At 69.8% G+C, this 22,876-nt stretch carries 19 protein-coding genes and 1 pseudogene; 6 read left to right on the top strand and 14 right to left on the bottom strand.

What is annotated here, in order from left to right; all coding sequences use genetic code 11:
• Positions 1–137: 137 nt before the first annotated feature.
• Both AB0I11_RS17610 and AB0I11_RS17605 read right to left on the bottom strand, forming a co-directional pair.
• Positions 138–782, bottom strand: a pseudogene (locus AB0I11_RS17610) (ATP-binding cassette domain-containing protein); the annotation flags it as partial.
• Positions 779–1,183 (bottom strand): nuclear transport factor 2 family protein, encoded by a 405-nt coding sequence (locus AB0I11_RS17605; RefSeq protein WP_357320846.1) that lies wholly within the window; start codon positions 1,181–1,183, stop codon positions 779–781. The gene AB0I11_RS17605 and the pseudogene AB0I11_RS17610, both read right to left, overlap by 4 nt.
• An 87-nt stretch (positions 1,184–1,270) precedes the next feature.
• Here AB0I11_RS17605 and AB0I11_RS17600 point away from each other — a divergent pair, with 87 nt between their 5' ends.
• Positions 1,271–2,098, top strand: coding sequence for a helix-turn-helix transcriptional regulator (locus AB0I11_RS17600; RefSeq protein WP_357320843.1), 828 nt, complete (start codon positions 1,271–1,273; stop codon positions 2,096–2,098).
• A gap of 735 nt (positions 2,099–2,833) precedes the next feature.
• Here AB0I11_RS17600 and AB0I11_RS17595 read toward each other — a convergent pair.
• From AB0I11_RS17595 to AB0I11_RS17580, 4 genes are all read right to left on the bottom strand, one after another.
• On the bottom strand, positions 2,834–3,694 hold the full coding sequence (locus AB0I11_RS17595) for a DUF2637 domain-containing protein (RefSeq protein WP_357320840.1): 861 nt from the start codon (positions 3,692–3,694) through the stop codon (positions 2,834–2,836).
• Positions 3,691–6,642, bottom strand: coding sequence for a BTAD domain-containing putative transcriptional regulator (locus tag AB0I11_RS17590; protein ID WP_357320836.1), 2,952 nt, complete (start codon positions 6,640–6,642; stop codon positions 3,691–3,693). The genes AB0I11_RS17595 and AB0I11_RS17590 overlap by 4 nt, the downstream gene beginning before the upstream one ends.
• Before the next feature lie 190 nt (positions 6,643–6,832).
• On the bottom strand, positions 6,833–8,878 hold the full coding sequence (locus AB0I11_RS17585) for a hypothetical protein (protein WP_357320833.1): 2,046 nt from the start codon (positions 8,876–8,878) through the stop codon (positions 6,833–6,835).
• Positions 8,879–8,927: 49 nt separating this feature from the next.
• Positions 8,928–10,682, bottom strand: a complete 1,755-nt coding sequence (locus tag AB0I11_RS17580; protein ID WP_357320830.1) for an Hsp70 family protein — start codon at positions 10,680–10,682, stop codon at positions 8,928–8,930.
• 324 nt (positions 10,683–11,006) lie between these two features.
• Between AB0I11_RS17580 and AB0I11_RS17575 the strand changes: the two genes are divergently transcribed.
• Positions 11,007–11,957 carry a DUF6745 domain-containing protein gene (locus tag AB0I11_RS17575; RefSeq protein WP_357320827.1) on the top strand — a complete coding sequence of 317 codons (951 nt, stop codon included), beginning with the start codon at positions 11,007–11,009 and terminating at the stop codon, positions 11,955–11,957.
• A gap of 154 nt (positions 11,958–12,111) precedes the next feature.
• Here the strand turns inward: AB0I11_RS17575 and AB0I11_RS17570 are convergent, their stop codons facing one another.
• Positions 12,112–12,786: an HNH endonuclease family protein gene (locus tag AB0I11_RS17570; RefSeq protein WP_357320824.1), complete on the bottom strand. Its 675-nt coding sequence runs from the start codon at positions 12,784–12,786 to the stop codon at positions 12,112–12,114.
• Between the two features lie 384 nt (positions 12,787–13,170).
• Here AB0I11_RS17570 and AB0I11_RS17565 point away from each other — a divergent pair, with 384 nt between their 5' ends.
• Positions 13,171–13,377, top strand: a complete 207-nt coding sequence (locus tag AB0I11_RS17565) for a transposase (protein WP_357320821.1) — start codon at positions 13,171–13,173, stop codon at positions 13,375–13,377.
• Positions 13,378–13,738: 361 nt separating this feature from the next.
• On the opposite strand, the gene AB0I11_RS17560 is transcribed toward AB0I11_RS17565, so the two are convergent.
• From AB0I11_RS17560 to AB0I11_RS17540, 5 genes are read right to left on the bottom strand one after another with little or no spacing between them, the layout of a single operon-like run.
• The gene (locus AB0I11_RS17560) at positions 13,739–14,143 is read right to left on the bottom strand and encodes a hypothetical protein (protein WP_357320818.1); all 405 of its coding nucleotides are present in this window, start codon (positions 14,141–14,143) and stop codon (positions 13,739–13,741) included.
• Complete coding sequence (locus tag AB0I11_RS17555) at positions 14,136–16,301, bottom strand: tetratricopeptide repeat protein (RefSeq protein WP_357320815.1); 2,166 nt, start codon at positions 16,299–16,301, stop codon at positions 14,136–14,138. Before AB0I11_RS17555 ends, AB0I11_RS17560 begins: the two co-directional genes overlap by 8 nt.
• Positions 16,294–16,866: a GNAT family protein gene (locus AB0I11_RS17550; protein ID WP_357320812.1), complete on the bottom strand. Its 573-nt coding sequence runs from the start codon at positions 16,864–16,866 to the stop codon at positions 16,294–16,296. The genes AB0I11_RS17555 and AB0I11_RS17550 overlap by 8 nt, the downstream gene beginning before the upstream one ends.
• Before the next feature lie 11 nt (positions 16,867–16,877).
• Positions 16,878–17,417, bottom strand: a complete 540-nt coding sequence (locus AB0I11_RS17545; RefSeq protein ID WP_357320809.1) for a DUF6879 family protein — start codon at positions 17,415–17,417, stop codon at positions 16,878–16,880.
• A 1-nt stretch (position 17,418) separates the two neighbouring features.
• Positions 17,419–17,619 (bottom strand): hypothetical protein, encoded by a 201-nt coding sequence (locus AB0I11_RS17540; RefSeq protein ID WP_357320806.1) that lies wholly within the window; start codon positions 17,617–17,619, stop codon positions 17,419–17,421.
• An 870-nt stretch (positions 17,620–18,489) separates the two neighbouring features.
• On the opposite strand from AB0I11_RS17540, the gene AB0I11_RS17535 reads away from it, so the two are divergent.
• The 3 genes from AB0I11_RS17535 to AB0I11_RS17525 all read left to right on the top strand — a co-directional run bounded on the left by AB0I11_RS17535 (position 18,490) and on the right by AB0I11_RS17525 (position 20,571).
• On the top strand, positions 18,490–19,089 hold the full coding sequence (locus AB0I11_RS17535) for a metalloregulator ArsR/SmtB family transcription factor (RefSeq protein WP_357320804.1): 600 nt from the start codon (positions 18,490–18,492) through the stop codon (positions 19,087–19,089).
• 118 nt (positions 19,090–19,207) lie between these two features.
• On the top strand, positions 19,208–20,185 hold the full coding sequence (locus tag AB0I11_RS17530; RefSeq protein WP_357320801.1) for an aminoglycoside phosphotransferase: 978 nt from the start codon (positions 19,208–19,210) through the stop codon (positions 20,183–20,185).
• A gap of 140 nt (positions 20,186–20,325) precedes the next feature.
• Complete coding sequence (locus AB0I11_RS17525) at positions 20,326–20,571, top strand: hypothetical protein (protein ID WP_357320798.1); 246 nt, start codon at positions 20,326–20,328, stop codon at positions 20,569–20,571.
• 50 nt (positions 20,572–20,621) lie between these two features.
• Here AB0I11_RS17525 and AB0I11_RS17520 read toward each other — a convergent pair whose 3' ends face one another.
• A complete protein-coding gene (locus tag AB0I11_RS17520; RefSeq protein ID WP_357320795.1) occupies positions 20,622–21,278 on the bottom strand; it encodes a metalloregulator ArsR/SmtB family transcription factor in 657 nt (218 codons plus the stop codon).
• Positions 21,279–21,373: 95 nt separating this feature from the next.
• Complete coding sequence (locus tag AB0I11_RS17515; protein ID WP_357320793.1) at positions 21,374–22,855, bottom strand: MFS transporter; 1,482 nt, start codon at positions 22,853–22,855, stop codon at positions 21,374–21,376.
• Between the last annotated feature and the right edge of the window lie 21 nt (positions 22,856–22,876).

Raw genomic sequence — 22,876 nt, 5'->3', positions numbered from 1 at the left:
GGAACAAACCGGGTCATCAAGACCGTCGCCCGCGACGCCTACGGCTTCCGCAACCCCGAAAACCAGCGATTACGCACCCGCACCGCAACCACCCGACGCCACCGCGGACACCTCAACCCCGCCTAACTTTGAACAGCCGCGATGACGGCCCCCTGATCGATCACCACGATGTCGTCGGCCAGCGCATCGGCTTCCTCCAGATATTGCGTGGTGAGCAGAACGGCGCCGCCGACCTCGGTCATGGATCGGATCATGCGCCAGACGTCATCGCGCTTGCCCGGGTCCAAGCCGGTCGTCGGCTCGTCCAGATAGATGATCCCCGGGTCGCCCATGACGCTTGCGGCGAGATCAAGGCGACGTCGCATTCCTCCCGAGTAGGTCGAGGCTTTCCTGCCGCCTGCCTCGCTCAGATCGAACCGTTTAAGCATCTCGCTCGCGCGTCTGTCAGCGTCCCGACGGCGCAGATTGAGCAGCTGACCGATCAGCACCAGATTCTCTCGTGCGGTCAGGTCCTCGTCGACGGATGCGTACTGGCCGGTCAGCCCAATCAGCTCCCGTACCCGCCGCGCGTCACGGACAACGTCGTGCCCGTACACCCTCGCCCGCCCCGAATCGGGGCGTTCAAGCGTAGCGAGGATGCGGACGGCCGTCGTCTTGCCGGCGCCATTCGGCCCGAGCAGACCCAGCACGGTGCCCGGGCGCGCGGCGAAGTCGACTCCGTTGAGTGCAGTGGTCCTGCCGAAACGCTTGACCAGGCGCTCGGCCTCAAAAGCGTAGGTCACTGATCCTGTTGTCCTTCGTGATGCGGCCGCGTGCGCGGGGCACGGTCGAGGAACGTGGCGACTGATGCGATCCGTCCGTCGTTGTCCACGGTGAGCACGTCCGTGCCTTCGGCGAACGACGTGTCGCCGACTCGAATCTCCCACTGCACACGGGCGTGGTCATGGTGCATGTCGGGCTCGGTTCGAGCGCGAAACCGGTACGCGCCGACGTGGCCGGCGAACTGCTCGGTGAAGTCGGCCAGCGCGTCGACGCCCGTCAACACCCCGGCTGGAGCGACGTAGGTAACGTCGCCGACGAAGGTCTCGCTTCCGCTTCGGCGCTGCTCGGCGGGTGCGGTGTTCCAGAAACGCACGTAGCGCGCAACGGCATCGGCGACGCGCGGTACACCGGTCTCAGTCACCTTGTCCTCCTCGGTTCGTGGAGCTGGGTCCTACCTCAACCAGCCTGGCTTCAGCGCTGCGGCACGTCGATTACCTCAGAGGTAGTTGTGCCAGGCGGCCTACAGGTGCAACCTGACCTGGTGACTCTCCCCCAAGAGCCGGTAGGAGAGCTGGTTCGCAGATGGCGGGAACGCCGGCGCCGCTCGCAGCTCGACGTAGCGCTGGCAGCAGGTGTGTCCGCACGGCATGTGAGCTTCATCGAGACGGGTCGGGCCAATCCGAGCCCTGACATGATCGAGAGACTGTGCGACGAACTCGACGTCCCGCTGCGTGACCGGAACAGACTCCACCTGAGCGCCGGCTTCGCGCCGGTGTACGCGGAAAGGCCCCTCGCCGAGCTGGGCGTCGCGCGCGAGGCCGTCGAGGCCGTGCTACGCGGACATGAACCGCATCCGGCGATGGCCATCAACGTGCGTTGGGACCTGCTCACCGCCAACCAGGCGATGCAGGCCATTCTCGGCGGGTTGGACCCCGGGCTCCTTCAGCCACCGGTGAATGTGCTCCGCGCGATGCTGCATCCGAACGGGATGGCGCGGAGGGTCCGGAACTACGCGCAGTGGCGGACGGCGACGTTGCGAAGGGTACGTCGTCAGCTCGACCGCACCGCCGCCGCCGGCCTGGATGAGCTTTTGGAAGAACTCGAGTCCTATCCTGCCCCGTCGAACCAGGACGACGACGGTTCGGCGCCTGTCAACGATCTCGTCATGCCCGTCGTGCTCATGACCGACCACGGCGATCTTTCACTGCACCACGCCCTCACCGTGTTCGGTGCTCCGCGGGACGTGACGCTCGATGAAATCGCGATCGAGGCGTTCTTCCCCGCCGACGACGACAGCGCCAAACTGTTACGCATGCTCACGTCTGCCGGGCCGTGAACCGTATATCCAACACCCCCGTTGTGCTGCGACCATCCCCGGATCGAGGACTGCCGCGATGAGCGGCGTTGTGGCCGACTGCGGATACAACGGCGATGCACCTGACCCACGACTGCGTAACCGTCGGCCTGTGGCGTGGCTCAGCATCGCGTTCCGCAACACGCTCGCAAACTACCTACGTCGAGTGGTCAGCGGCCCTGGAGCAGTCTGCCTCCTCCGAGCGCCGCGAGCAGCCGAACGCCTCGCAGCAACAGCAGAGGTTCAATGAGGCCTACGGCGGTTCCGGTACGCCGCGAAGGAGGGTCAGTGCCGAGCGGCCAGGGCTGAGCTGGGACAGTTCGGGCGTTGGTGGAGTCGGTGAAGAACGCGGCGGACGACCCGGGGAAACGGGCTGCTCGCCCGAGCGCCAGTGGTGCAGCCACGGCTCGATCTCCGCCAAGCCGGCGAGCAGCGGCAGCAGCCGGCGCCGCGGCCACGCCTCCTGCGTCTTTCGATCAAGGTAGACGGTGGCGAGCGTCTGTGCCTGGCCCAGGTGGTCCCGCCCGGCCCAGTCAAGTAGCTCGCTGCGTCGTCGCCCCGCCCCGCGCGGGTAGGAGATGAACCGCTCCTCCGGTCTGCTTCAACCAGAAGCATGAAGCCGAACTGCTATTTTTCCTCCGTCGTGGGTCGGCAGGCGAAAGGCTCTGCCCACTAAGTTCTGGGCGGAATGTCCGGCGAGCCTTGCATGGGCAGGTTTCACCGCGGTACCCGTCGCTCTGTGCCCGCACCGTCACCTGCCGATGGTGGCCAGTAGCGGCGAACGGTGCGTTCGGATTTTCCGATTCGGGCAGCGATTTCGGCGGGGTGCAGGGTGGGGTCGCGTCGCCGCCAGTAGGCGACTGCCGGGGCGGTGCCGCTTGGGACGTCGTGTGGGTCTGTGTCCCGCCCCGCGTTCGCCGACTCCGGCCTGCGCGCGCCGTCCTTGTCCACTGTTCGTGGTCGCTGGGGGGTGTCGGTTGGTCGCGGCGGCGTGTCTTGAGCCCGGCGCTGGTTCCTGTCGCCTTGCCTTGCCTGACCATCGGCTGCGGGGATGACAGTCGTGGCTGGTGGTCTTTCGGCGTGCGGTGGCGCCGTCGGCGGCATGACCGGCGCTGCCTGCAGCGCCGCTGCATGGATCCTGCCGGTGATCTCGACGAGGCTGACGCTGGCGACGATGACGAGCCCGTCGACGGAGATGGGCAGCAGGTAGGCGGCGCCGTGTTCGGTTTCGCCGTAGCGGGCGGCGACGCCGACGAGGTGCCAGTAGCTCACCCAGGTGGCGATGGCGGCGATGACGGCGGTCGCGATGAGCCGGATGGCGCGCAGCAGCCGGCGGTGGTGCGGGGCGCGGGAGATCAGTTCGACGGTGAGCAGCAGCGCCAGCGGCGGCCAGGCGGCGATGATTTGGCTGATCGGGTTGGGTCGGGCGTGTAGCACGTTCGCGGCCACCGACGCGATGACGCCGAGGGCGAGGCTTGCCCGCACCGCCCACCGCAGTCGCTGCAATTGTGCGGCGGAGTCACGAGTAGGGGCGTCTGGTGCGTCATCCCTGGCGATGATGCTAACGGTGGCAGTCATTTCCTGCCTCGCTGCGGCTCGAGGGGACGGCGGCTGTTGGCGGTGTGGCCGCTGCGGGCCGCGGCGGCGATGAGCCGGTCGGCGAGGGCGAGGGTGTCGTCGCTGGGCTCGGCGTCGATTTCGCTGAGCCGACGTGTCAAGGTTCGGCGCAGCGCCCGGATACCGTCGGCGTCCCCGAGGTCAGCGCGGGCCCGCATCGCGGCCTGGTAGAGGGCTTCGTTGTACGGGTTGTGGGTGATGGCGGCGTCGAGAACGGTCAGTTGTTGCGCGGGCTGGCTGCTGAGGGTGTCGGCGAGGGCGAGGTGTGCGTCGAGGGCTTCTTGGCGTATCGCCTCGCGGTAGGGCTCTATCCATTCGTAGTCGCAACCGTCGGCGAGGGTTCCGGTGTAGGCGTCGACCGCGTGGCGTAGCGCGGCGGCGCGGGTCTGCGGGTTGGTGGTATGCGCGGCGTCGCGGATCGCGGTGCGCATGCGCCACAGGTCGATGTCGAGCAGGTCTCGGTTGAGTAGGTAGCGGTGGTCGGGGTGGGTGACGTGTCCTGCGGGTCCGCCGGCGTGGCGGAGGACGGCGCGTAGCCCGGAGACGTAGGTGTAGAGCCGTCCGGCGGCTTTGCTGGTTGGGGCATCGGGCAGCAGGTCGTCGAGGATCGCGTCGGTGGAGGCGGCGCCGTCGTGCACGGCCAGGTAGACGAGCAGCTCGACTGATTTGGCGCGTGGTGTGCGGTGCGGGTCTGCGCCGACGACGGCGGGTGTGCCGAGCACCTGGACCCGTACCACTCGTTTGCCGCCCTCAGGGTCGTTGCCTCTCACGTTGGCCGCGTCGTCTGGCGCTTGGGGATGTTCAGGGTGCGATGCCGGCGCCGTCGGGATGTCCTGGCGCGCGTCTGCTGGCGAGGCAGTCATGGTGCAGGGGTTTTCGACTCCGGGTGCGTCCTCAGGGGTCGGGTGGTTGCTGGTCCTGTCGGTGTGGGTGGCGCAAGGGCGAGGAGTGTCGGTCGTGGGCGGGTGGGTGTCGACGGGTGCAGCGGAAGATCGCTCGGCGGGTGCGGGGACCTGTGGCAGCCCGGTGTGTGATTCGGTGAGGGTGGCGAGCAGGTCAAGGGTTTCGGCGGGGTTGAGAACGGTGAGACGGCCGATCTCGGCGGGGTGGTTGGTGTGCCGCGCGTCGCGGGCGGCGGAGGTGGTGCCGTCGGTGTCGACGGCGGCGGTGTCGCCCGGGGGCCAGTGGCCGAGGAGTGCACCGTGGATGTCCAGCGGTTGGCCTTGGGTGAGCAGGGCGGCGATGCGCCCCTGCTCCCCCGTGGGGTCGGCCAACAGCATGACTGGTGGGATGGGTTCGTCGTGGCGGCTGGTAGCGCGCAGCTCGCCGATGGTGCCGACGTCGTGCTGCTGGAGCAGCCGGGTGCGACGCATCGCCTGCGTTTCGAGGATCCGCAGGGCCTCGTCCAGGTCGGCGGTGACGGTCAGCCGGGCTGTCCGGGGCAGGTTGGCTGTGGTGGTGCCGAGCAGGGTCGCCGCGGTCGCCGATGGCATGACCACTTCCGTACGCGCGTCAGGATGGTCGCCGGCGTCGGCGGCGAGGGCGGCGGTGAGGAGTCCGCGGGCGGCGGCGTGCGCGCCGGGCCCGGTGAGGCCCAGCCCTGGCGAGCGCCAGGCGGGTGACAGCGAGCTGCGCGGTGTCGGCACGAGAGACGTGCGGCTCTCGTCTTCCGGCCGGTCAGCGGTGGCATCCGCGTCGTCGCGACCCGATGTCCGGTTGTGCCGTGCGCCGCCTGGGATGGCCTGGTCCGGGTCGGGGTTGCCGGGGTGCGCGTGTGCCGGGGCGCTGAGGTGTGCGTAGCGGGCGGTGGCGCGACGCAGGCCGCGGCGGATCTGCGCGACCAGGGGCGGCAGCGGGGTCAGGGTTGGGTCGTCGGAGCGCGGCCGGGTCATGGGTGTGCGGGGGACATAGCGGCGCCGGCGGTGGGCCCAGACCAGTGCGGCGGCGGCGCTGATGGCGCCGGCCAGGGCGAGGTCGATCCAGCTTCCGGTGGGAAGCGGCACACCTGGGCAGTCCCGTTCTGCCGGGCGGCTGGTGTCCGCTGCGCTGGGGCTGACCGCGTTACCTGCTGCGGTGCTGGGTGCGCTGGCGTTGCGGTGGGGCTTTGTGGTGGTGGCGCGTTGTGGGGCGGCCGGGCGGTCGGTGCTCGTGGGTGCCGGACGGGACGGTGTCGGATCGGAGTCCGGCGTCGGATGTCTGCCGGGGGTGCCGCCGTTGGGTGGTGCGGCGTCGGCGGGTGGTCGCGCTGTGGGAGGTGGGGTGGCGTCGGCGGGCAGCTTGAGGGTCCAGCCGGGGTAGATGACGTTCGGGTTGCGCAGGGTGCCGCCGGCGTGGGGGAAGTGGGTGCCGCGGTTGAGGGTGAAGATTTCGGGCCAGCGGTCCGGGTCGCCGAGGGTGCGTGCGGCGATGCGGCAGAGGCTGTCCCCGCGCCGCACGACGTAGGTGGATGGCTGGGTGGCTGGAGTCGGGTTGGCGTGGTGGGCGGTGGACGTAGTGGTGCTCGGTTCGATAGAGGCCGGTCCGCTGTTGGTCGTGTTGACTGCCGGGTTGGCGTGTGCGGTGCCGCCTGTGGCGGTGGTGACGGCGGTGGCGCCAAGTAGCGCGGCGGTGAGGCCCTGGGCGGGGCCGGGGAGGCGGAGGCTGGTCGTCCAGCGCAGCCGGCGTGCCAGCGCGGCGTAGGCGTGGGTGAGGATGGCGGTGGCCAGGAGCAGCCACAGCGCCGCTGCTGCGGCCTCGGCGAGGACGATGACGAAGCCGGTGCTCATCGGTTGGGCGATCCATTGCCGGGCGGCGGCTGGTGAGGGCAGCTGCGGGGTCCATGTGCCGGTGGCGGCGAGGACGGCCGGCACGGCGGTCGTGGACAGGACGACGGTGGTGGTTGCTGCTGCGCGGGCTGTTCGAAGCGTCACCTTGGCCTCCCCTCGTGGCCCGCGTGGCAGGCGAGGGTGCTGCCGGTGCGCGGCGTTGGATGGTGCCGTCGACGCTATGGCCGCCATCGGGGTGGTGGGCTGTTGCGGCGGCTGACAGGACCTGACACGGCCTCACACGACCTCACACCCGCAGGTCAGCGCCGCCCGGGTCAGCTCCTGACAGGTGCGGCTACGCGGGCGGAGCTGCTGTTGGTGAGGTGATGAGCGGCTGGGTCAGCGCCGTGGTGGGCGCCGGTTGGTCGCTGGCACGGATACCGGCGAGCTGCAGCCGCGTCTGGTAGGCGTGCAGGAGTCGGGCAGCGGCGTCGGCGTCGCCCAGTGCCTCGAGTTGGTCGGCGGCGAGCTGGTGCAGCCGGTGGTTGTAGGGGTCGACGCGGATGGCGTCCTGCAGCAGCCGCAGCCGGTGGTGGGGTTCGGTTTGTGCCGCCGCGGCGCTGGCGTAGGCGTCGAGGACGAGCCGGCGGGTGGACTCGCGCGGCGGGTCGATCCAGGCCCAGGTGTGGCCGGCGGCGAGGTCACCGCTGTAGGTGTCGATCACGGTTTGCCAGGCGGGTGCGGGGTCGGCGAGGGCGGTCGCGGCGTGGTGGGCGGCGGCGTGCAGCCGCCACAGGTCGACGTCGACCCGGTCGGGGTCCAGGTGGTAGCGGTCGTCGGTGTGCGCGACGACGGTGATGTTGGTGGCGGTGCGGATGGCGGCGCGTAGGTCGCTGAGGGTGGTGTAGAGGCGGCCGGTGACGGTGTGGGCGGGCAACCCGGGCCAGATGGCTTGGACCAGGTCTGTGGTGGTGGCGCCCGCGGGGTGCACGGCGAGGAAAACGAGCGCTTGCAGGGCGGCGCTGCGGCGGATCGTGACGGGCTCGCCGCCGGCGAGGACAGCGGGCCGGCCGAGGACCCGCACCTGGACATGGGCGCTCGTGGTCGCCGGAATGTCGGGCGCCGCCCGACGGTCGCTGCCGGCTTGGCGGGGAATCCGGGCGTGGCCGTTGTCCGCCGGCTGCCGCGGGGGCGGATCCGGTTCCGTTACGGGGTGCTGCCGTTGGCGGGCGGGCTGGGCGATGACGGCGAGCAGTTCGGTCGCGGCGGTGCGGTTGAGCACGCAGAGCCGCGGTCCCGCCCGTCCGGTGTGCTCGTCGCGGGTGTGGCCGTGGCGGTCGATGCTCCAGGTGGTCTCGGCCGGTCCGGCGCCGAGCATCACGACGCTCGCCTCCGCGTGTGGCAAGGTCGCGAGTTGGGCGACCGTCGGAGCGTTCGGCGCGTCGGTGAGCAGCATCAGCTTCGGGTGGCCGGGTTCCCCGCTGAGGGCGGGTGGTGCGGTGCTGAGGGAGGCGAGCAGCGCGGCGGCTTGGTCGACGGTGTCGACGACGCGCAGGCCGGGGATCGCGGCGTACATGGCGTTGTCGGGCAGGAGGGTGGCGAGGGCGGTGTGGGTGATGAGCAGCCGCACCGTGTCGTGTGGGTCTCGCAGGGCGGTGAGGAGTCGGGTGAGCAGGATGCCGCGGGCGGCGTCCTCGGCGCCGTCTCCGGTGAAGGCGACACAGGGTGTGGGCAGGACGGGCAGCCCGAGGGCGGCGGATGCCGGTGGTGGCTGCGGGGTGTCTGCGTCGGTGAGGGCTGCGCGGATCGTGGTGACGGTGTCCGGCAGCGGTGCCAACTCTGCGGGCTCGGTGGGGGGTTGCCCCGGGTGGTAGGCGCGGCGGCGGCGCAGCCACACCAGCGCGGCCCCGGCGGCGACCTGCTGGGCGACGGCGTCGGGTAGCCAGCCGCCGGGCACGGTCAAGCCGCCGCTGCTCTGGGGCTCGACGCCGTCGGATTGCGGGCCGAGGGTGCCGGTGGAGGCCGGGACCGGCGGGGCCGGTGGACCCGCGGCGGGGGTGTGGGCGGTGTGGAGGGCGGCGGCGCCGGCCATGCTGGTGGCCGTGGCTTGCCACGGTGTCGGCAGCGGTAGGCGGCGCAGCCAGCGGGCGCGGGCGCGTGCCCGGCGGGCGGCGGTCACCGCGACGGTGCAGGCTAGGCCCAGCCACACGAGCCAGGCCAGACAGGTGAGCCCGGCGGTGAGGGTTCGCTGGTTCAGCGGGTCGGCGATCCAGCCGCGTAGCTGCGCCTCGGTGGGCCAGCCGGGCAGCGGCGGCCCGGCGAGGGTGGTCAACAGCCACGGCGGCGCGACCAGCAGCGTCATGACGAACGCGGCCGACACCACGCGTCGGGGCCATCTCATCTGCCGCGCTCCCACCCGGTGACCTGGTCGCCGGCCACGGCGCGTCGGCTCATCCGGCCTGCCGGCGCAGTGGTGGGGATTGGGGGCGCAGGAGGCGGGCCCACAGCTGGCGCAGCCACCACCCGGCCACGGCGATCGCGTAGGTCACGCCGAGGATTCCGGAGGCGGGCCAGCTGACCAGCGCGGCGGTGATGACCGCGAGGGGCGCGCCCAGGATCAGCCGCAGAATTGGCTGGGACACGACCGCCATGACGGCGCCGATGCCGAGGAGCAGGCCGCCGACGCGTCCGGCGAGGTCGATCCACAGGACCATGGTCGGCCAGCGGTCGGCGGTCAGCGAGTACTGGATCAGCGCCATGCCGAGCCCGGCGGTGATCACCGATCCGGTGGGGAACGCGAGTAGTTTCGACCAGCCGCCGGGTGGGGTGCGCCATTGGCGGGCGGCGATGAGGGCCATCACCGCGGCCGCGGCGATGATCGGGGCGATCGGCAGCAGTGTCCAGCGGAGGAACCCGCCGACGGGGTCGCCGATGTAGAGGCTTGCGAGGACGGCGTACATGCCGGTGACGGCGACGCCGAGGGATGCCGACGCGAGGATTCCGGTGCCGGTCTGCGGGCCAGGGTGCGCGGGTTTGCCGGGCGTGAGGCTGGTGTGGGCGGCGATGGTGGAGGCGAGGACTGTGCCGGCGCCGAGGCTGGCGATGACGGCGAAGACGGCGGCCATCGCGAGCTCACCCCAGTTGAGCAGCGCCCACTTGTACCAGAGGCTGCCGTTCCACTCGGGGGTGAGCAGGAACTGGGAGATCAGCCCGAGGGAGGCGAAGCCGGGCACGGCGATGGCGATCGCCCGCCGTACCGGCGGTACCGGCTCCTCCCCCGGCGACTGCCCGGCCGTGGCGTCGGTTGCGCCGGTGTCCGCGGCCCCGCGCGCCGCCGCCAGCGCAGGGTCGGTGAGGACGACGGGGGTTATCCCGGTGGTTTCGGTGAGCGTCTTTTGCAGCAGCGGCATGCGGGCGACACCGCCGACGCAGTACAGGCCTGCGAGGTCTTCGGGCTTGATCTCCGCGGCTGCGATCGTCTCGGTCGTCAGGTGGGCGGCCCGGTGCAGAATCGGGTGGGCGGCCTGTTCGAGCAGGCCCGTGTGCAGCACAACGGCTGGTCCTTGCGGCTGTGGGATCGTGACGGCGACGTGCTCGGCCAGGGCGTGCTTGCCGGTACGGACGCTGGCGATCAGTGCCCACCGTTCGCCGTCGCCTTGGTCGGGGCTGGTGCCGGCGAGCAGCCCGGCGAGGGCGTCGTCGATGGCCGTGCCGCCAGCGGCCGGGTCGGCCAGGGTGGCGAGGACCTCGAAGCCGGCCGGGCCGCGTCGCAGGACGCTGACTTCCGCTCCGGCACCGACGTCGCAGACGGCGATGAACGCTCCGACCGGCAGTTGCACCCCCGTGGCGAGGAGGTGTCCGGCGACCGCTATCGGCGCTTCGATCAGCGTGGGTTGGGGCAGTCCTGCCCGATGCGCGGCGTGCCGCATCCAGGTGCGGCGTCTGGGGCCCCACCCGGCGGGCACGACCAGCCGCACATCCTCGATCTCGTGACCAGCGACCTGCTGCGCCTCGTGGTTGACCCGGCGCAGGGTTGCCGCTGTCAGGTCGAGGGGGTCGACGTCCTGGCCGGCGACGCGCAGCCGCTGGTCGGGAGGCTGCCGCGGGGCCGGGATGAACCGGTCGGGAGCGGTGGCGGCGGCCTGCCACGCCTGGTGGCCCGTCACCGTCTCCCCGCCCGGGGAGAGCAGGACAGCGCTGGGCATCTCTGGTTCTCCGTCGAACAGCAGTGGCGTCCAGGTGCCGTCCGGCCACGCCACAACGGCGCTGGTGCTGGCGCTTCCGCAGTCGATCGCTAGCCGCGCCTGCCCCGCTCGCATAGATCTCAGTCAAACATGAGGATCATGTTCACGTCATCCGTGAATTACTCACCGCCACGAGCCGGGGTACGCAAGTCTCGCTGTGGCCAGCCGCAACGACTCCGTTCGCTGACCCGGCGAACTCCTAGGCCCGGCACGCCCGGCCACGACTTGACCCACCACCGCACCGTCGAAAGCCACCGCACCTGGCCGCCGGTATTGGAGGAGACCATGACGTCAGCCATCTACCCGATGACAGCGCCGGCCCACGCCGTAACGGACCGATGGACGCGGGCGGCGCTGTCCTGCAAGCCCGCCAACCATGCGCGCGCCGAGGCCGGCGCGCGTCTCGCCTACCAGGCGGCAGGCGAAGCCGAGCCAGCGCGCTTCCTCTGGTGCCCCTCTCCCCCGGCCGCAATCGAACACCTGCAACGCCTCCTCGATGACGGCCACCGGCCGCTGGTCGGTTCGGTGCGACGCGGCAACCTCAACCGGTCCCTGACCGCGGCGCGGGCACCGATCTGGGAGCACACCAGCGAGCGCGATCAGGTCACCGCCTTCGGTGACTTCCACCAGTTCATGGAGTGGACCGGCTACTACGGTGAGCAGCGCTACGACGGCGTCGAAGCCCGCTACGACCTCATGGAGCACCCGTACCGGTGCAACCCCGTCACCGAGGCGGAGCGCACCGTCCTTGAACCGGTGCTGGACACGGTGCGGCGCGTGTATGACCTCGTCCATGCGCCGATCTGGTCGACGATCGACCGGAGCCTCACCGCCGGCTACATCATGCGGTCCGCCTGGTTCTGGGACGCCGAGCGCAGCATCGTCGACCAGGACGACGAGGGACACGCCGTCGTCCGCTACTGCCTCGACCCCCACGACTGGTTCTTCGAAGCAGCCTGGACCTACTACCCGGACTGGCTCGTGCTCGCCACGATCGACACCTACCAGAAGGTTTTCGGCAGCGCGCCGGATGCCGCGTGGGAAGGATGCAGGGACGTGGCTCTGGCAGCCGGGCCCTGGTGGCCGCTCACCGGCGTCGCCGTCCTGACCGAGCGGCCCACCGTTCTCCGGATCGACGCACACGGCCGCCTCCACGCCGAGGACGAGCCGGCGGTTGTCTGGCCCGACGGCAGCCGGATGTGGGCGCGCAACGGCACGCTGCTCCCGCCGCCGTAACCAGCCGACACAGCGGCGGCAGGCGTGTGGCGACCAAGGCCGCAACGGCTGCTACCCGGTGGCGCCAGCGGTGAAGGGCAGCCCGGCCTTCCCGCCGGCCGTGGCTGCCCTTCACCGCATCGAGAGCGGCTGTCTGATCAGCCCGGTAGACGCGTCAGGAGGTGCAGGTGTTCAACATGCTCTGCAGGGCAGACTTTTCCGCCGACTGCAGGCTCAGACCCCAGCTGTACTTCACGGTGATCCACATCTTGCTGTAGGTGCACCGGTACGACGACAACGGCGGCTGCCAGGTCGACGGGTCCTGGTCACCCTTGGCCTGGTTGACGTTGTCGGTCACGGCGATCAACTGCGGGCGGGTGAGGTCGTTGGCGAAGCTCTGCCGCCGGCTGGTGGTCCAACCGCTGGCACCCGACCGCCACGCCTCAGCCAGGGGCACGACGTGATCGATGTCGACGTCGGAGGCAGCCGACCAGGTTGCGCCGTCGTACGGGCTGTACCAGCGTCCCGACACCGCGGCGCAGCTGCTGTCGGTGACCACGGACGTGCCGTCCCGCTTGAGGACCGTCTCACGGGTGTTGCAGGTGCCGCTGATGGTGATCCAGTGCGGGAACAGGTCACGGGAGTACCCACTCGTCGAACCCTGCGCCTTCACCGTCAAGGCGTTGAGCTGCGACTGAGCGGCCGACTTGGACGGGATTCCCGGAGGTGTAGCCAGGGCCGATTGCGCGTCGACGGCCAACAGGCAGGCACCGGTCAGCGCGGCAGCGACCGCAGCGGCAAGACCGCGGCGCCAGAGTGGGGATCGGGTGAACAGTCGGGTGACTCGCATGAAGGCCTCCTCGACGACGGAGCTGGACAGCGACCGTCTCCCCCGATCATGTCCATCGAAGGTCGCCTGTGTGAAGAGGGTGCAAGGTGTCTGCGAATACTGGCCTCGAGATCGCGGCACCAGCCCGGCTGGCAGACCGCTGCCAGCCGTCCTGCTCGCGCGTGTCGGCATCGGACGCACCGGGAAACCCGCGCTCCAGCGCCGCCCTACAGTGCCAGTACAGACCCGCGACTGGATCTGCGCTATCGCCCGGTGAGGCCCCGTTTCCTCGGCCAGTCTCCTGCTGGTCCCTGGCTAAGCTGCGCGACACTGGATCAACTGGGGCTACGTCGCGGCGGTCAGTGTCGAAACGGCCCGGCGGATCCTGCACGAGCGAGGCGTGTCGTGCAGGGCAGCAAGCCGTGGAACGCCAGCACAGACCCGGGCTTCACGACCAAGAGGCACCGGATCCTGGACCTCCGCAGCCACGCCGAACAGGACGCTGCCATCGGCGACTACATCCGCTGGCGTAACCAGCGCGTCAAACCGAAATCCGGACTCGCCGCCGACTCCAACATCCGCCACCCGGATTACCCGCTCACGGCTGCGTGACGAGACACCAGCGCGCGGCAAACGGTGGACGGTGAGAGCCCGCGCCTGCGGCAGCGAGACTGGCAAGGTCCTGCGGTGTGCGTTCGACACGGAGCCGGAGGCGCTGGGCATGCTTGAGCGCCTGCTGCGCGCCGATACCGCCGGCCATTGGCGGGAGCAGGATCGAAGGGGCATTGATCCGTCGTGACCAGGTGGGCGTTCGGGTTCGGCGGCTCCGGAATGATGACCATCCTCGCTTCGTGCTACGGACCTTGTCCGCGGCGGCTGACGTCTACCCTCGCGGCTTGAGGATGTGCGCGCCGTCGAGTGGCCGGTACGCGGAGGCGCCTAGCTTCATCCGAGCAGCCGCTGCATGGCAGAGTCATGTTTGGGGTCGTTGCGGAGGCGGAGCGAGGTGCACGCCACCGGCGATGTCGCGCGCCTGCACCACCGACCCGTGGACGTGACCTGACACCGTGTTGGTCACCACGTCGGTTCTCAGGGTCGTCTGGTGGAAGACGTCCCACCGTCGGCGTAGCTCCTGGTCGAAGTCGGGGTCCTGGGCTGTCGCGTTGGCCAGTGCGCGCCGAAGGTCGATGGCTCGGTCGTCTGCCGTCGGGGAGGTGCGCTGTGCGGCGAGTGCGGCGTGGAGGTCGGGTTGTTCTTGTGCCTTGCGGCGGACGAGGCGCACCAGGGCGGCGAATGTTTCTCGTCCTGCGTCGGCGAGGCCCTCGGCGGCTCGGGTAGAGAGGGCCACTGCGATTGCGGTGAGGATCGGATCATTCATCTGGTTCTCCCTGGTTCGGTCTGGTGTTGTCGCCGCCGAGTTCTGCCAGCCGTCGCTTCACGTCGGCGGCGAGCGGGTCGTCAAGCTCGAGCAGGGTCAGGAGGGCGTCGGTCAGGGCTTGTCGGGCCGCGTGCGGCTGGTGGCGGGCTAGGTGGGCGTCTCCTTCGTGGGCGCGGGCGAGTGCGACGTGCCGGCGGTCGCCGAGTTCGCGGAATAGGTCGGTGGCCGCGGCCAGCGCGTGCAGCGCCTGATCGTGATCGTGTGCGCGCAGCAGTGTCTGCCCTCGGTGGAGTTCGACGAGGGCTTGGCTCCATCGGTTGTTCAGGTGTCTGAACACGTTCGTGGCCTCGTCGTAGGCGGCGAGCGCGTCGGTGAGGCGTCCGGCGCCGCGGTGTGCGTTGCCGAGGCTCATCAGTGCAAGGCCGGTGCCGCGTTCCTCGCTGATGTGTTGGAAGGTGCGGAGTGCTTCCTGGGCGTATCGGGTGGCTTCGGAGTAGTTTCCTCGGTCTTCGTCGACGAGGCCGCAGCCGCGTAGGGCGAAGCCGGTTGTCCAGCCGTCGCCGACGTCTTGTGCCGCTTGGAGGGAGTGGGCGTAGCAGCGGCGGGCTTCGTCGAGGTCTCCGCGGTCCCACCAGGCGTCGCCGAGGCTGAGCAGGAGCCAGCCTTCGGCCAGGCGGTTGCCTTCGTGGCGGGCGCACTCCAGCCCTGTCAGGTGGCTGTCGACCCATGCTTTCCAGTAGGAGCGTCGTTCGAAGAAGGCCATGCCGGCGAGCGCGATCTGCCATCCGAGTTGGTGGTGGCCCCATTTGAGTGCGGCTTGGATGGCGTCGAGCAGGTTGAGCCGTTCCTGCTCGCACCACCGCAGTGCGTCGTCGAGCGCTTCTTCGGCGGGGGCGTCGACGCCGGGTAGTGGGCGGCCCTGCGGGAGGATGGCTCGGTAGGCGGCGTAGGTGTGCTGCAGGTACCAGCGCAGGAGCCTTTCCCGTGCCCGGTGGACGGCATCCGGGGTCTCGTCTTCGTTGGCCCGTTCCGCGGCGTATAGCTTGAGCAGGTCGTGGAGACGGTATCGGTGTGGTCCGGTGCGGGTGAGCATGTGTAGCCCGACCAGGGATTCGAGGTGGCGTCGCGCGGACGGCGCGGTGAGGCCGGTGAGTCTGGCCGCCGCGTGCAGGGGGATGTCAGCTCCGGGGTGGATGCCGATGAGCCGGAAGGTTCTCGCGGTGTCGGGGTTCAACGCCCTGTACGACCAGGAGAGGACAGTTCGTACGGCTGATAGCTCGTCGTCGTCGACGGTCAGGGCGTCGAGTCTGCTTTCCTCGGCGGTGAGTTCTCGCGCGAGGTCGGCAAGGGGCGTGTCCTGGTCGATGCAGGCGCGGTCGGCCACGATGCGTAGGGCCAGTGGCAGGTGGGAGCAGAGTTCGACCAGTTTGGCGACGGCTTCGGGTTCGCGTCGTACCCGGTCGGTTCCGATGGTCAGCTTGAGCAGTCGGGTCGCGTCGTGGTCGGACAGCACGTCCAGGACGGCCCGGATGGCGCCGTCACGGACGGCCAGCCCGGAGAGTCTGCTGCGGCTCGTGATGATCACCATGCAGCCGGGTGACGCGGGAAGGAGCGGACGTACCTGCTCGGCGGTGGCGGCGTTGTCGAGCAGGATCAGCATTTTCCGGCCGGTGGTCAGCGATCGGTAGAGCGCGGCGCGGCCGTGCAGGTCTCGGGGGATCTTCTCGGCGGGCACGTCCAAGGCTCGGAGGAACCCGTCCAGGGCTTCTGAGGGCGTCAGAGGCGGTACGGCGTCGTATCCGCGCAGGTTGATGTAGATGTCGCCGTCGGGGAAGCGTTCGCGGACGCGGTGGGCCCAGTGCACGGCGAGGGCGGTTTTGCCGACTCCGGCGCTTCCTGAGATCGTCGAGATGGTCACGACCGGCAGTCTTGCCTTGTCGGTCACCAGTTCGACTTCGTCGAGCAGCGAATCGAGTTGCTGGATATGCACCTCTCGGTCGATGAAGCCTTTGGTGGCGGCCGGCAGTTGCCGTGGTGAGGGTAGCGGCACGTCGGTGACGGTGCGGAGGTTGACGTTTCCGTGGATGAGGCCGGCCTGGACGACTGCTCCGCTGTGGCCGGAGAAGTCGTTCTCGATGGGGTTCAGGTGCTCACTCATGGGACTGTGGGGTGGCCTGCTGTGCCTTCCGGAACTCGCGGCCCAGCAGCCCCATGAGGACGACGTCGCAATGGTGGCCGGCTAGGTACTCCTGCTCTCTGAGGAGTCCTTCCTCGGAGAATCCCAGCCGGTGGTGTAGCCGCAGGGACGCGGTGTTGCCGGCGTGGATGTCGACGAGGCACTTGTGATAGCGGCGTTCGGTGAACATGTATGTCAGCACGATGCGGGCGGCCTCGATGCCGTATCCGCGTCTGCGGTGTGCTTGGCTGACGGCGAGGCCGTAGCTGAAGGTGCCGGTTCGTGCGTTCGTGCGGTGGGTCGAGATAGCGCCGATCATTCCCGGGTCGTCGATGCGTTCGATTGCCAGGGCGAAGCTGTCGTCGCTCGTCTCGGACAGGCCGGTACGTTCGATGTCCTTGCGTAGCCGCTCCCGGGATCGCGGTGGCTCGACCATGAAGACGTCACGAGCTCCGGTGATGTCGTCGGCGAAGTCTCGGTAGTAGGTGTCGTCGTCGGGCTCGATGGCGCGGAGCCTTATCCGGCTGCCTGACCAGCTGGAGAACACGGTGCCGCCGATCAGGTGGCGGCCGTGACGGTGGTGGGAAGGTCGGAGAATCGGGTGGCTCGTGTCCAGGCCCGGTCCCGCCATTGGCAGTGCCGCAGCACCTCGGTGGCGTCTTCGATGGTCGTGAAGCCTACGAACTGGTCGTCGTCGGTGAAGTGCAGGAGGGCCACGACTCGCGAGTCGAACAGCCAGAAGTCGTATTGCGGCAGCGCCAGCTCGGCGGCCCGGTCGCGGACGAGATATCGGATGTCCTCGCCCGCTTCCAGGTTGTGCGGCGTCACCGAGATCTCGAACCGGAGGTAGTCGCTTGGGGGCTCATCAATGACCCGGACCCGCTCCACCCTCTTGCCTGTCGACGTCTGCGCCTTCATCAGGTCGAGCCAGGACCGAAGCCACTCGATGCCCGGGTCCTGCCCGGTGAGGAACTTCTGGAATGGCTCGTCTTCGGAGGGCAGGCCGTATGAGCGGCGGACCTCCAATTTGAAGGCGGCGTGTTCGAAGTCTTGGAAGAGGCGCTGGAAGGCGTCCGGATCAGTGATGAGCGACCCCATCTCAGCCCTTCTTCTCGAACCAGGTCATCAGCTCGCGGGGCACCACGACGAACGTCTCGTTGGGCAGCACGTCCCGCAGCTGCGAGAGTGCTTCCGGGTCGGTCAGCTGGTAGCCCTGCACCACGATGTCACCCTCGTCGGTTTCATACAGGCTGGGGCAGGACCCGGAGTTGCTCGACGTGCTCAGAAAGCGAAGCTTCATCGTTCCTCCTCCACCGGTCGGCAACTACGCATAGTAGTGACTACGTTACATCAACTCAATAGACGGCCGGCTCTAAGCTGTGCCGTGGCTTCTTACCTCGGTTTCGGTATCGTTCACCCCAATTCCAGGGTCGCCTGGACGGCCGTCGCTCTATCTTGGACAGATGCTCGCACCTTATCCATGCCCGCGAGCATGCTCCTCATCGAGGCGAACCGGAGGGCCCGACTTACGCGCGGTGATCACTACGGAGACAGCAGCCTTTCCCGCGCTGGCCGGGCCGTGACCGGCGGACGACCGCGGCGGGCCGCCCAACTCCACCATCCGAACCGCATCCTCAACAACGACCCTTCTTCGTCGCTACCGACCGCTGATTCAACCTCGGGTTCCCGCCCACGCGGCGGGAACCCGAGGTCTCGAGAAGGCCATAGATGACCATGACGCTGGAGACCGTGCTCACCACCGACAACGGCCTCTTCCTCTTACGGGACGTCGCCGCCGACACGCCAGCACACCAGCGACCCGCCTTCGAGGCATCGCGCATGCCGCAGCCGAGCCGGCCGACGCGTCTCCGCCGCCGGGCCGGTGCTACTGAGCCGCTGCGCCCACCAATACACACGCCCCCACGTACGAATCGCAGCCCTAGCCGAGGCCCCGACCGCCGACGGGCCCTGGCAATGGGAAGAACACCTGCGGCTCCTCCTTCCCACCGCCGTCGTCGCCCGATTCCACGGGTAGAACAGGGCGGCCGGGAACGCAGCGACCGGAACTTCGCGCCGAGACGTCATCGAGCTCGGCTGCGGTGGCGGCCCTCCGTCCAGCGGGGGAAGGAGCACATTGACGGATCCCACCGTAAGTCGTAGCTTTCCGTCCGTGACCACTTACCAAGCAGGCGGCGCCTGGGAAGCCTTGGGTGATCCCAGCAGGCTCGCCATCGTCACGTGCCTGGCCGAACGGCCTCGGGCCGTCGGCGAGTTGGCCGACAAGCTGCCGATCAGCCGCCCCGCGGTGTCGCAGCATCTCAAGGTGCTCAAGGCGGCCGGCCTGGTCAGCGACCGCGCCGAAGGCACGCGCCGGGTGTACCGGCTCAACCCGTCAGGGCTATCGGCCTTGCGGGACCAGCTGGACACATTCTTGCACCCGGCGCTGGCCGGCTATCAGCAAGTCGTCGAAGACCCCTACGCCAAGGTCGCCGCAGCCGCGAAGGTCAGCCGTGCCTGGCGATACAGCCAGCCTGACGTCCGAGCGGCAGTCGATCGCCTACGCAACATCAACAACCGCTCCACTGGCGTCGCCGTCCCCGCACGCCAGCGCACCAGCAAGGCCAGCTTGGTACGACGTCTTGCGGCGGCGCACCGCCGCAACCAAGAACTCACCCGGCAAGTCACCGAGCTGCGTGAGCAGCTTGCCGCTATGCATGGTGCCCTGCGAGACACCTCCCGCCAGCCGTCCGCCGTGCAGCGACCTCGCTGAGATTATCGATCACGCTCGGTCGTGCGTCTTGCTCGGTCATGGCGTTCCGCGCGGAAACTCGATTGCGCGGCGCTGCTTCGCCGGGCAGCATGGCCGGTCGATCTGACGAGAGGCGACCATGACGCGGACGTTCCTGCAGTCGGATGAGTTGCACGACTTGGTGGCGGAGCAGTTCGGCTCCAACAGCAGGCTTACTGGGCTGGACCGGCTGACCGGCGGCAGCAAGAAGGGCGTCTACAGGCTTGGCCTCGACAACCAAACAACCGTGATTCTGTATGTGTGGGCAGCGGGCGAGAATTACTGGCCACCGTCGCCGACGGTGCCGGACGACCCGTTCACCGACGCGTCGGGCGCGGAATTGTTCGCCGCTAACCACGCGGCACTCGTCGCCGCCGGTGTGCGCATACCGCGTCTGATCACGCTCGACCGCGACGGCCGCTACCTCGACGCCGACATCGCGCTGCTTGAGGACGCCGGCACGCTACGGCTGGAGGCGCTAATGGAACGCGATCCCGCCGCAGCCGCCGCACCGCTATCTACGCTCGGTGACGCCTTGCGCCGCATGCACACCACCTTCGGCCCGCACTATGGCAAGCTCGCGGCCATCACCCGGGGCGAGGCGTCCCAGACTCGACGCACCGAGGACATCATCGCCAATCGGGCGCTCGGCCACCTTGACGCAGCAGCCGCCCGCGATCCCCGGCTGGCTGATGCGCATCACCGGATCGCCGCCCACGTGCATCACCTCCGTGGCAGGGTGGCGCCACGACAGACATACGCACTGGTGCACGGTGAGCTCGGACCGGATCACGTACTCGTCACGCCGGCCGGCGAACCGGTCATGATCGACTTCGAGGGTTTGGCCTACTTCGACGTCGAATGGGAACACGCCTGGCTGCAGATGCGCTTCGGCGAGGCGTATCCGGCACTCCGTCCGGTCGACCTCGACCCCGACAGGCTGGAGTTCTACCGGTACGCGCAGGTGCTGTCGCTGATCGAGGGTCCGCTGCGTATCGCGGACACCGACTTCCCGGATCGACAATGGATGCTCGACTTGGCCGAGTGGAACATCACCAAGGCACTCGCCGCAATCTGATGCCTCCGCGACGTGGAGGCAGGAGCGGAGGCGGTGTCTACGCCGTCCCCACGCGCGTCTGAGAGTCCTTCGCGCATTATGTTCGCCCGGTTCTGGACATATCTACGACACGGCGCCCCAGGTCATGGCCCTGCGGTTGGATGCAGCTGCAGATAAACGGGGAGCTGATCGTCTGGGAGCACGGTGGGACGAACGTCGCCCTACTCCAGCGGCGGATCACCGCCGGCCGCGGGAATCTCCGCCTGGTCCACGACAGCCCGACCCACTACATGCTGTTCGACCTCCTCGCCGACGCCGGCGGCGAGGTCGTCCTGGACCTGCCGTTGTCGCAGCGACGTGCCCGGCTGGAGGAGCTGCTCGTCGACGCCCAGCGCAGCTCACCCTGACCCCGCAGACGACCGACATGCGGCAGGTGGCGGACTGGCTGACCGGTGGCTCAGGCGGCGACGGGCAGCCCCGCCAACCGCCACTCCAGCATGCCCTCCTCGAGGCGGTGGGCGGTGCGGCCGTGCGCGGCGAGGATCCGTACCGCCTCGTGGGCGAAGACGCAGTATCGGCCGCGGCAGTAGGCGACGACGGCGACGTCGGTGGAGATCTCGGCGACCCGGTCGGCGAGGTCCTCGATCGGGATGCTGATCGCCCCGGGGATGTGGCCAGCGGCGTACTCGGTCGCGGGCCGGACGTCGAGGACCACCACCTCACCCTGCTCGGCCCGGCGGAGGAGCTCGTCGCGCCCCATGGCCGTGACGTCGTCCGGGCCGAGGTAGGCGCGGCTGGCGGCGACGACGTCGGCGAGGTGTGTGGCCGCCACGTCCCGCAGCATATGGAACAGGCCGGCCACGTCGTCGCCGGCGAGTCGGTAGTGGATCCGGGTGCCGTCCCGGCGGGAGGTGACGAGACCGGCCTGGCGAAGGGTCTGCAGGTGGGCGGAGGCGGTGGTCAGCCCGAGGCCAGCGGCGCGGGCCAGCGCGTCCACGCTGCGCTCACCCTGGGCGAGCAGGTCGAGGAGTTCCAGACGCTTACCGTTGCCGAGCGCCTTGCCCACCCGGGCCAGGTTCTCGAAGAGTGCCGCCTTGCGTTTCGGGTCGCCCATGTCATCCTCCAGCTTTGCATGGAAGACTGTACCAGTCGCAGGCAGGAAACACCCAGGTCGCGGGGCCGGAAGGGGGCCGGCACGGCCTGGCCCGCTCAGCCCTCGGAGGCGGCCGCGCGGGCGGCGTGCCGCTCGGGACGGACCGCCGCGCGACCGGGCCGCGCCGGCAGCAGCTGCGCCGCGGCGAGCGAGCCGGTCACGATCACCGCCAGCACCAGCAGCGCGACCCGTGGGCTCTCCGCGAACGAGGTCACCCCGTCCAGTCCGGACCGTCCGGCGTTCTCGCCCACCGCCGGCCGGGTGGCCGGGGCGGCGAGCTGCAGCGCCGCTCCGACCAGCGCCACCCCCACGGCGCCGGCGAGCTGACGACCGGTATTCAGCACGCCGGCACCGGCCCCGACCAGATGCTCCGGCAGTCCGCGCATGGCCTCGGCGCTGACCGGCGCCATGATCAGACCGACGGCGAGCCCGGCGATCGTCAGTGGACCCACGAAGTCGAGCGCGCCCGCCGTCGCGGTGCCGATGGCGGCCAGCCACCCGAGGCCGACGCCGAATGCGACGAACCCGGCGGTGATGATCCGCCGGCCGCCCCAGCGGTCGGTCAGGTGCCCGGCCAGTGGCGAGACCACTCCAGATACCACGGCCATCGGCAGGTACACCAGGCCGGTGCGCACCGGTCCGCTGCCCAGGGTGCCCTGCAGGTGCAGGGTGACCAGCAGCATCAGGCCGAACATCACGGCGAACTGCGCCCCGGCCAGGGCCACCGAGACCGTGAAGGGGCGGTGCCGGAACAGGTCACCGGGCACCAGCGGCTCGCGACGGTTGCGCTCCCACCAGGTGAACACCGCGAACAGCAGCACCCCGGCGCCGAACAGCACCGGCACGGCGGCGTCCACGTCGGATCGGCCGGTGCCGGGCAGGGCGTAGGTGACCAGGCCGACGCTGGCCACGATCAATAGCACGCCGCCGAGGTCGAGGCGGTGGCTGCGGGTGGGCGCCCAGTCCGGCACGAACCGGCGTACCAGCGCGAGCGCCGCGAGGCACAGCGGCACGTTGACCAGGAACGCCGACCGCCAGCCGAGCTGCGCCACCAGCAGACCGCCGAGCACCGGGCCGGCGATGGCAGCGAGTGCCATGGTGGCGCTAATCAGTCCGAACGCGGCGCCCCGGCGTCCGGTAGGCACCGCGACGGTGATCAAGCCGAGGGTCTGCGGGACGAGCAGGGCGCCGCCGACGGCCTGCACGCAGCGGGCCGCGATTAGCAGGGACGCGGACGGGGCGATGCCGCACAGCACCGAGCCGACCAGGAACACCAGCAGCCCGGCGACGAGCACCCGGCGGAAGCCGAGCATGTCGCCGGCGCGGGCGCCGGGGATCAGCAGCGCGCCGTAGGCGAGGACGAAGGCGTTCACCACCCACAGCGCCTGGTCGAGGCCGGCGTCCAGGTCCCGCATCAGGGTGGGGAGCATGACCTGCACGACGGTGGTGTCGGCCATGACCACGAAGACGGCGAAGCAGAGCGCCAGTACGGTCGGGGCGAAACGCGTGGACACCTCGGCGGTGGGGCGGTCCGGCATGTCGTCACCTCGGTCCGGTGG

It is taken from the genome of Micromonospora sp. NPDC050495 (assembly GCF_040655175.1).
Taxonomy (GTDB): domain Bacteria; phylum Actinomycetota; class Actinomycetes; order Mycobacteriales; family Micromonosporaceae; genus Micromonospora.
Note: the sequence above shows the minus strand (reverse complement) of the source record. Positions and strands in the feature narration are given on the sequence as shown.

Bases quoted from the DNA above. Each gene is read 5' to 3' on its own strand.
- AB0I11_RS17595 (WP_357320840.1), bottom strand. From the start codon at position 3,694: ATGACTGCCACCGTTAGCATCATCGCCAGGGATGACGCACCAGACGCC.
- AB0I11_RS17585 (WP_357320833.1), bottom strand. From the start codon at position 8,878: ATGAGATGGCCCCGACGCGTGGTGTCGGCCGCGTTCGTCATGACGCTG.
- AB0I11_RS17580 (WP_357320830.1), bottom strand. From the start codon at position 10,682: ATGCCCAGCGCTGTCCTGCTCTCCCCGGGCGGGGAGACGGTGACGGGC.
- AB0I11_RS17575 (WP_357320827.1), top strand. From the start codon at position 11,007: ATGACGTCAGCCATCTACCCGATGACAGCGCCGGCCCACGCCGTAACG.
- AB0I11_RS17570 (WP_357320824.1), bottom strand. From the start codon at position 12,786: ATGCGAGTCACCCGACTGTTCACCCGATCCCCACTCTGGCGCCGCGGT.
- AB0I11_RS17560 (WP_357320818.1), bottom strand. From the start codon at position 14,143: ATGAATGATCCGATCCTCACCGCAATCGCAGTGGCCCTCTCTACCCGA.
- AB0I11_RS17555 (WP_357320815.1), bottom strand. From the start codon at position 16,301: ATGAGTGAGCACCTGAACCCCATCGAGAACGACTTCTCCGGCCACAGC.
- AB0I11_RS17545 (WP_357320809.1), bottom strand. From the start codon at position 17,417: ATGGGGTCGCTCATCACTGATCCGGACGCCTTCCAGCGCCTCTTCCAA.
- AB0I11_RS17540 (WP_357320806.1), bottom strand. From the start codon at position 17,619: ATGAAGCTTCGCTTTCTGAGCACGTCGAGCAACTCCGGGTCCTGCCCC.
- AB0I11_RS17530 (WP_357320801.1), top strand. From the start codon at position 19,208: ATGACGCGGACGTTCCTGCAGTCGGATGAGTTGCACGACTTGGTGGCG.
- AB0I11_RS17525 (WP_357320798.1), top strand. From the start codon at position 20,326: ATGCAGCTGCAGATAAACGGGGAGCTGATCGTCTGGGAGCACGGTGGG.
- AB0I11_RS17520 (WP_357320795.1), bottom strand. From the start codon at position 21,278: ATGGGCGACCCGAAACGCAAGGCGGCACTCTTCGAGAACCTGGCCCGG.
- AB0I11_RS17515 (WP_357320793.1), bottom strand. From the start codon at position 22,855: ATGCCGGACCGCCCCACCGCCGAGGTGTCCACGCGTTTCGCCCCGACC.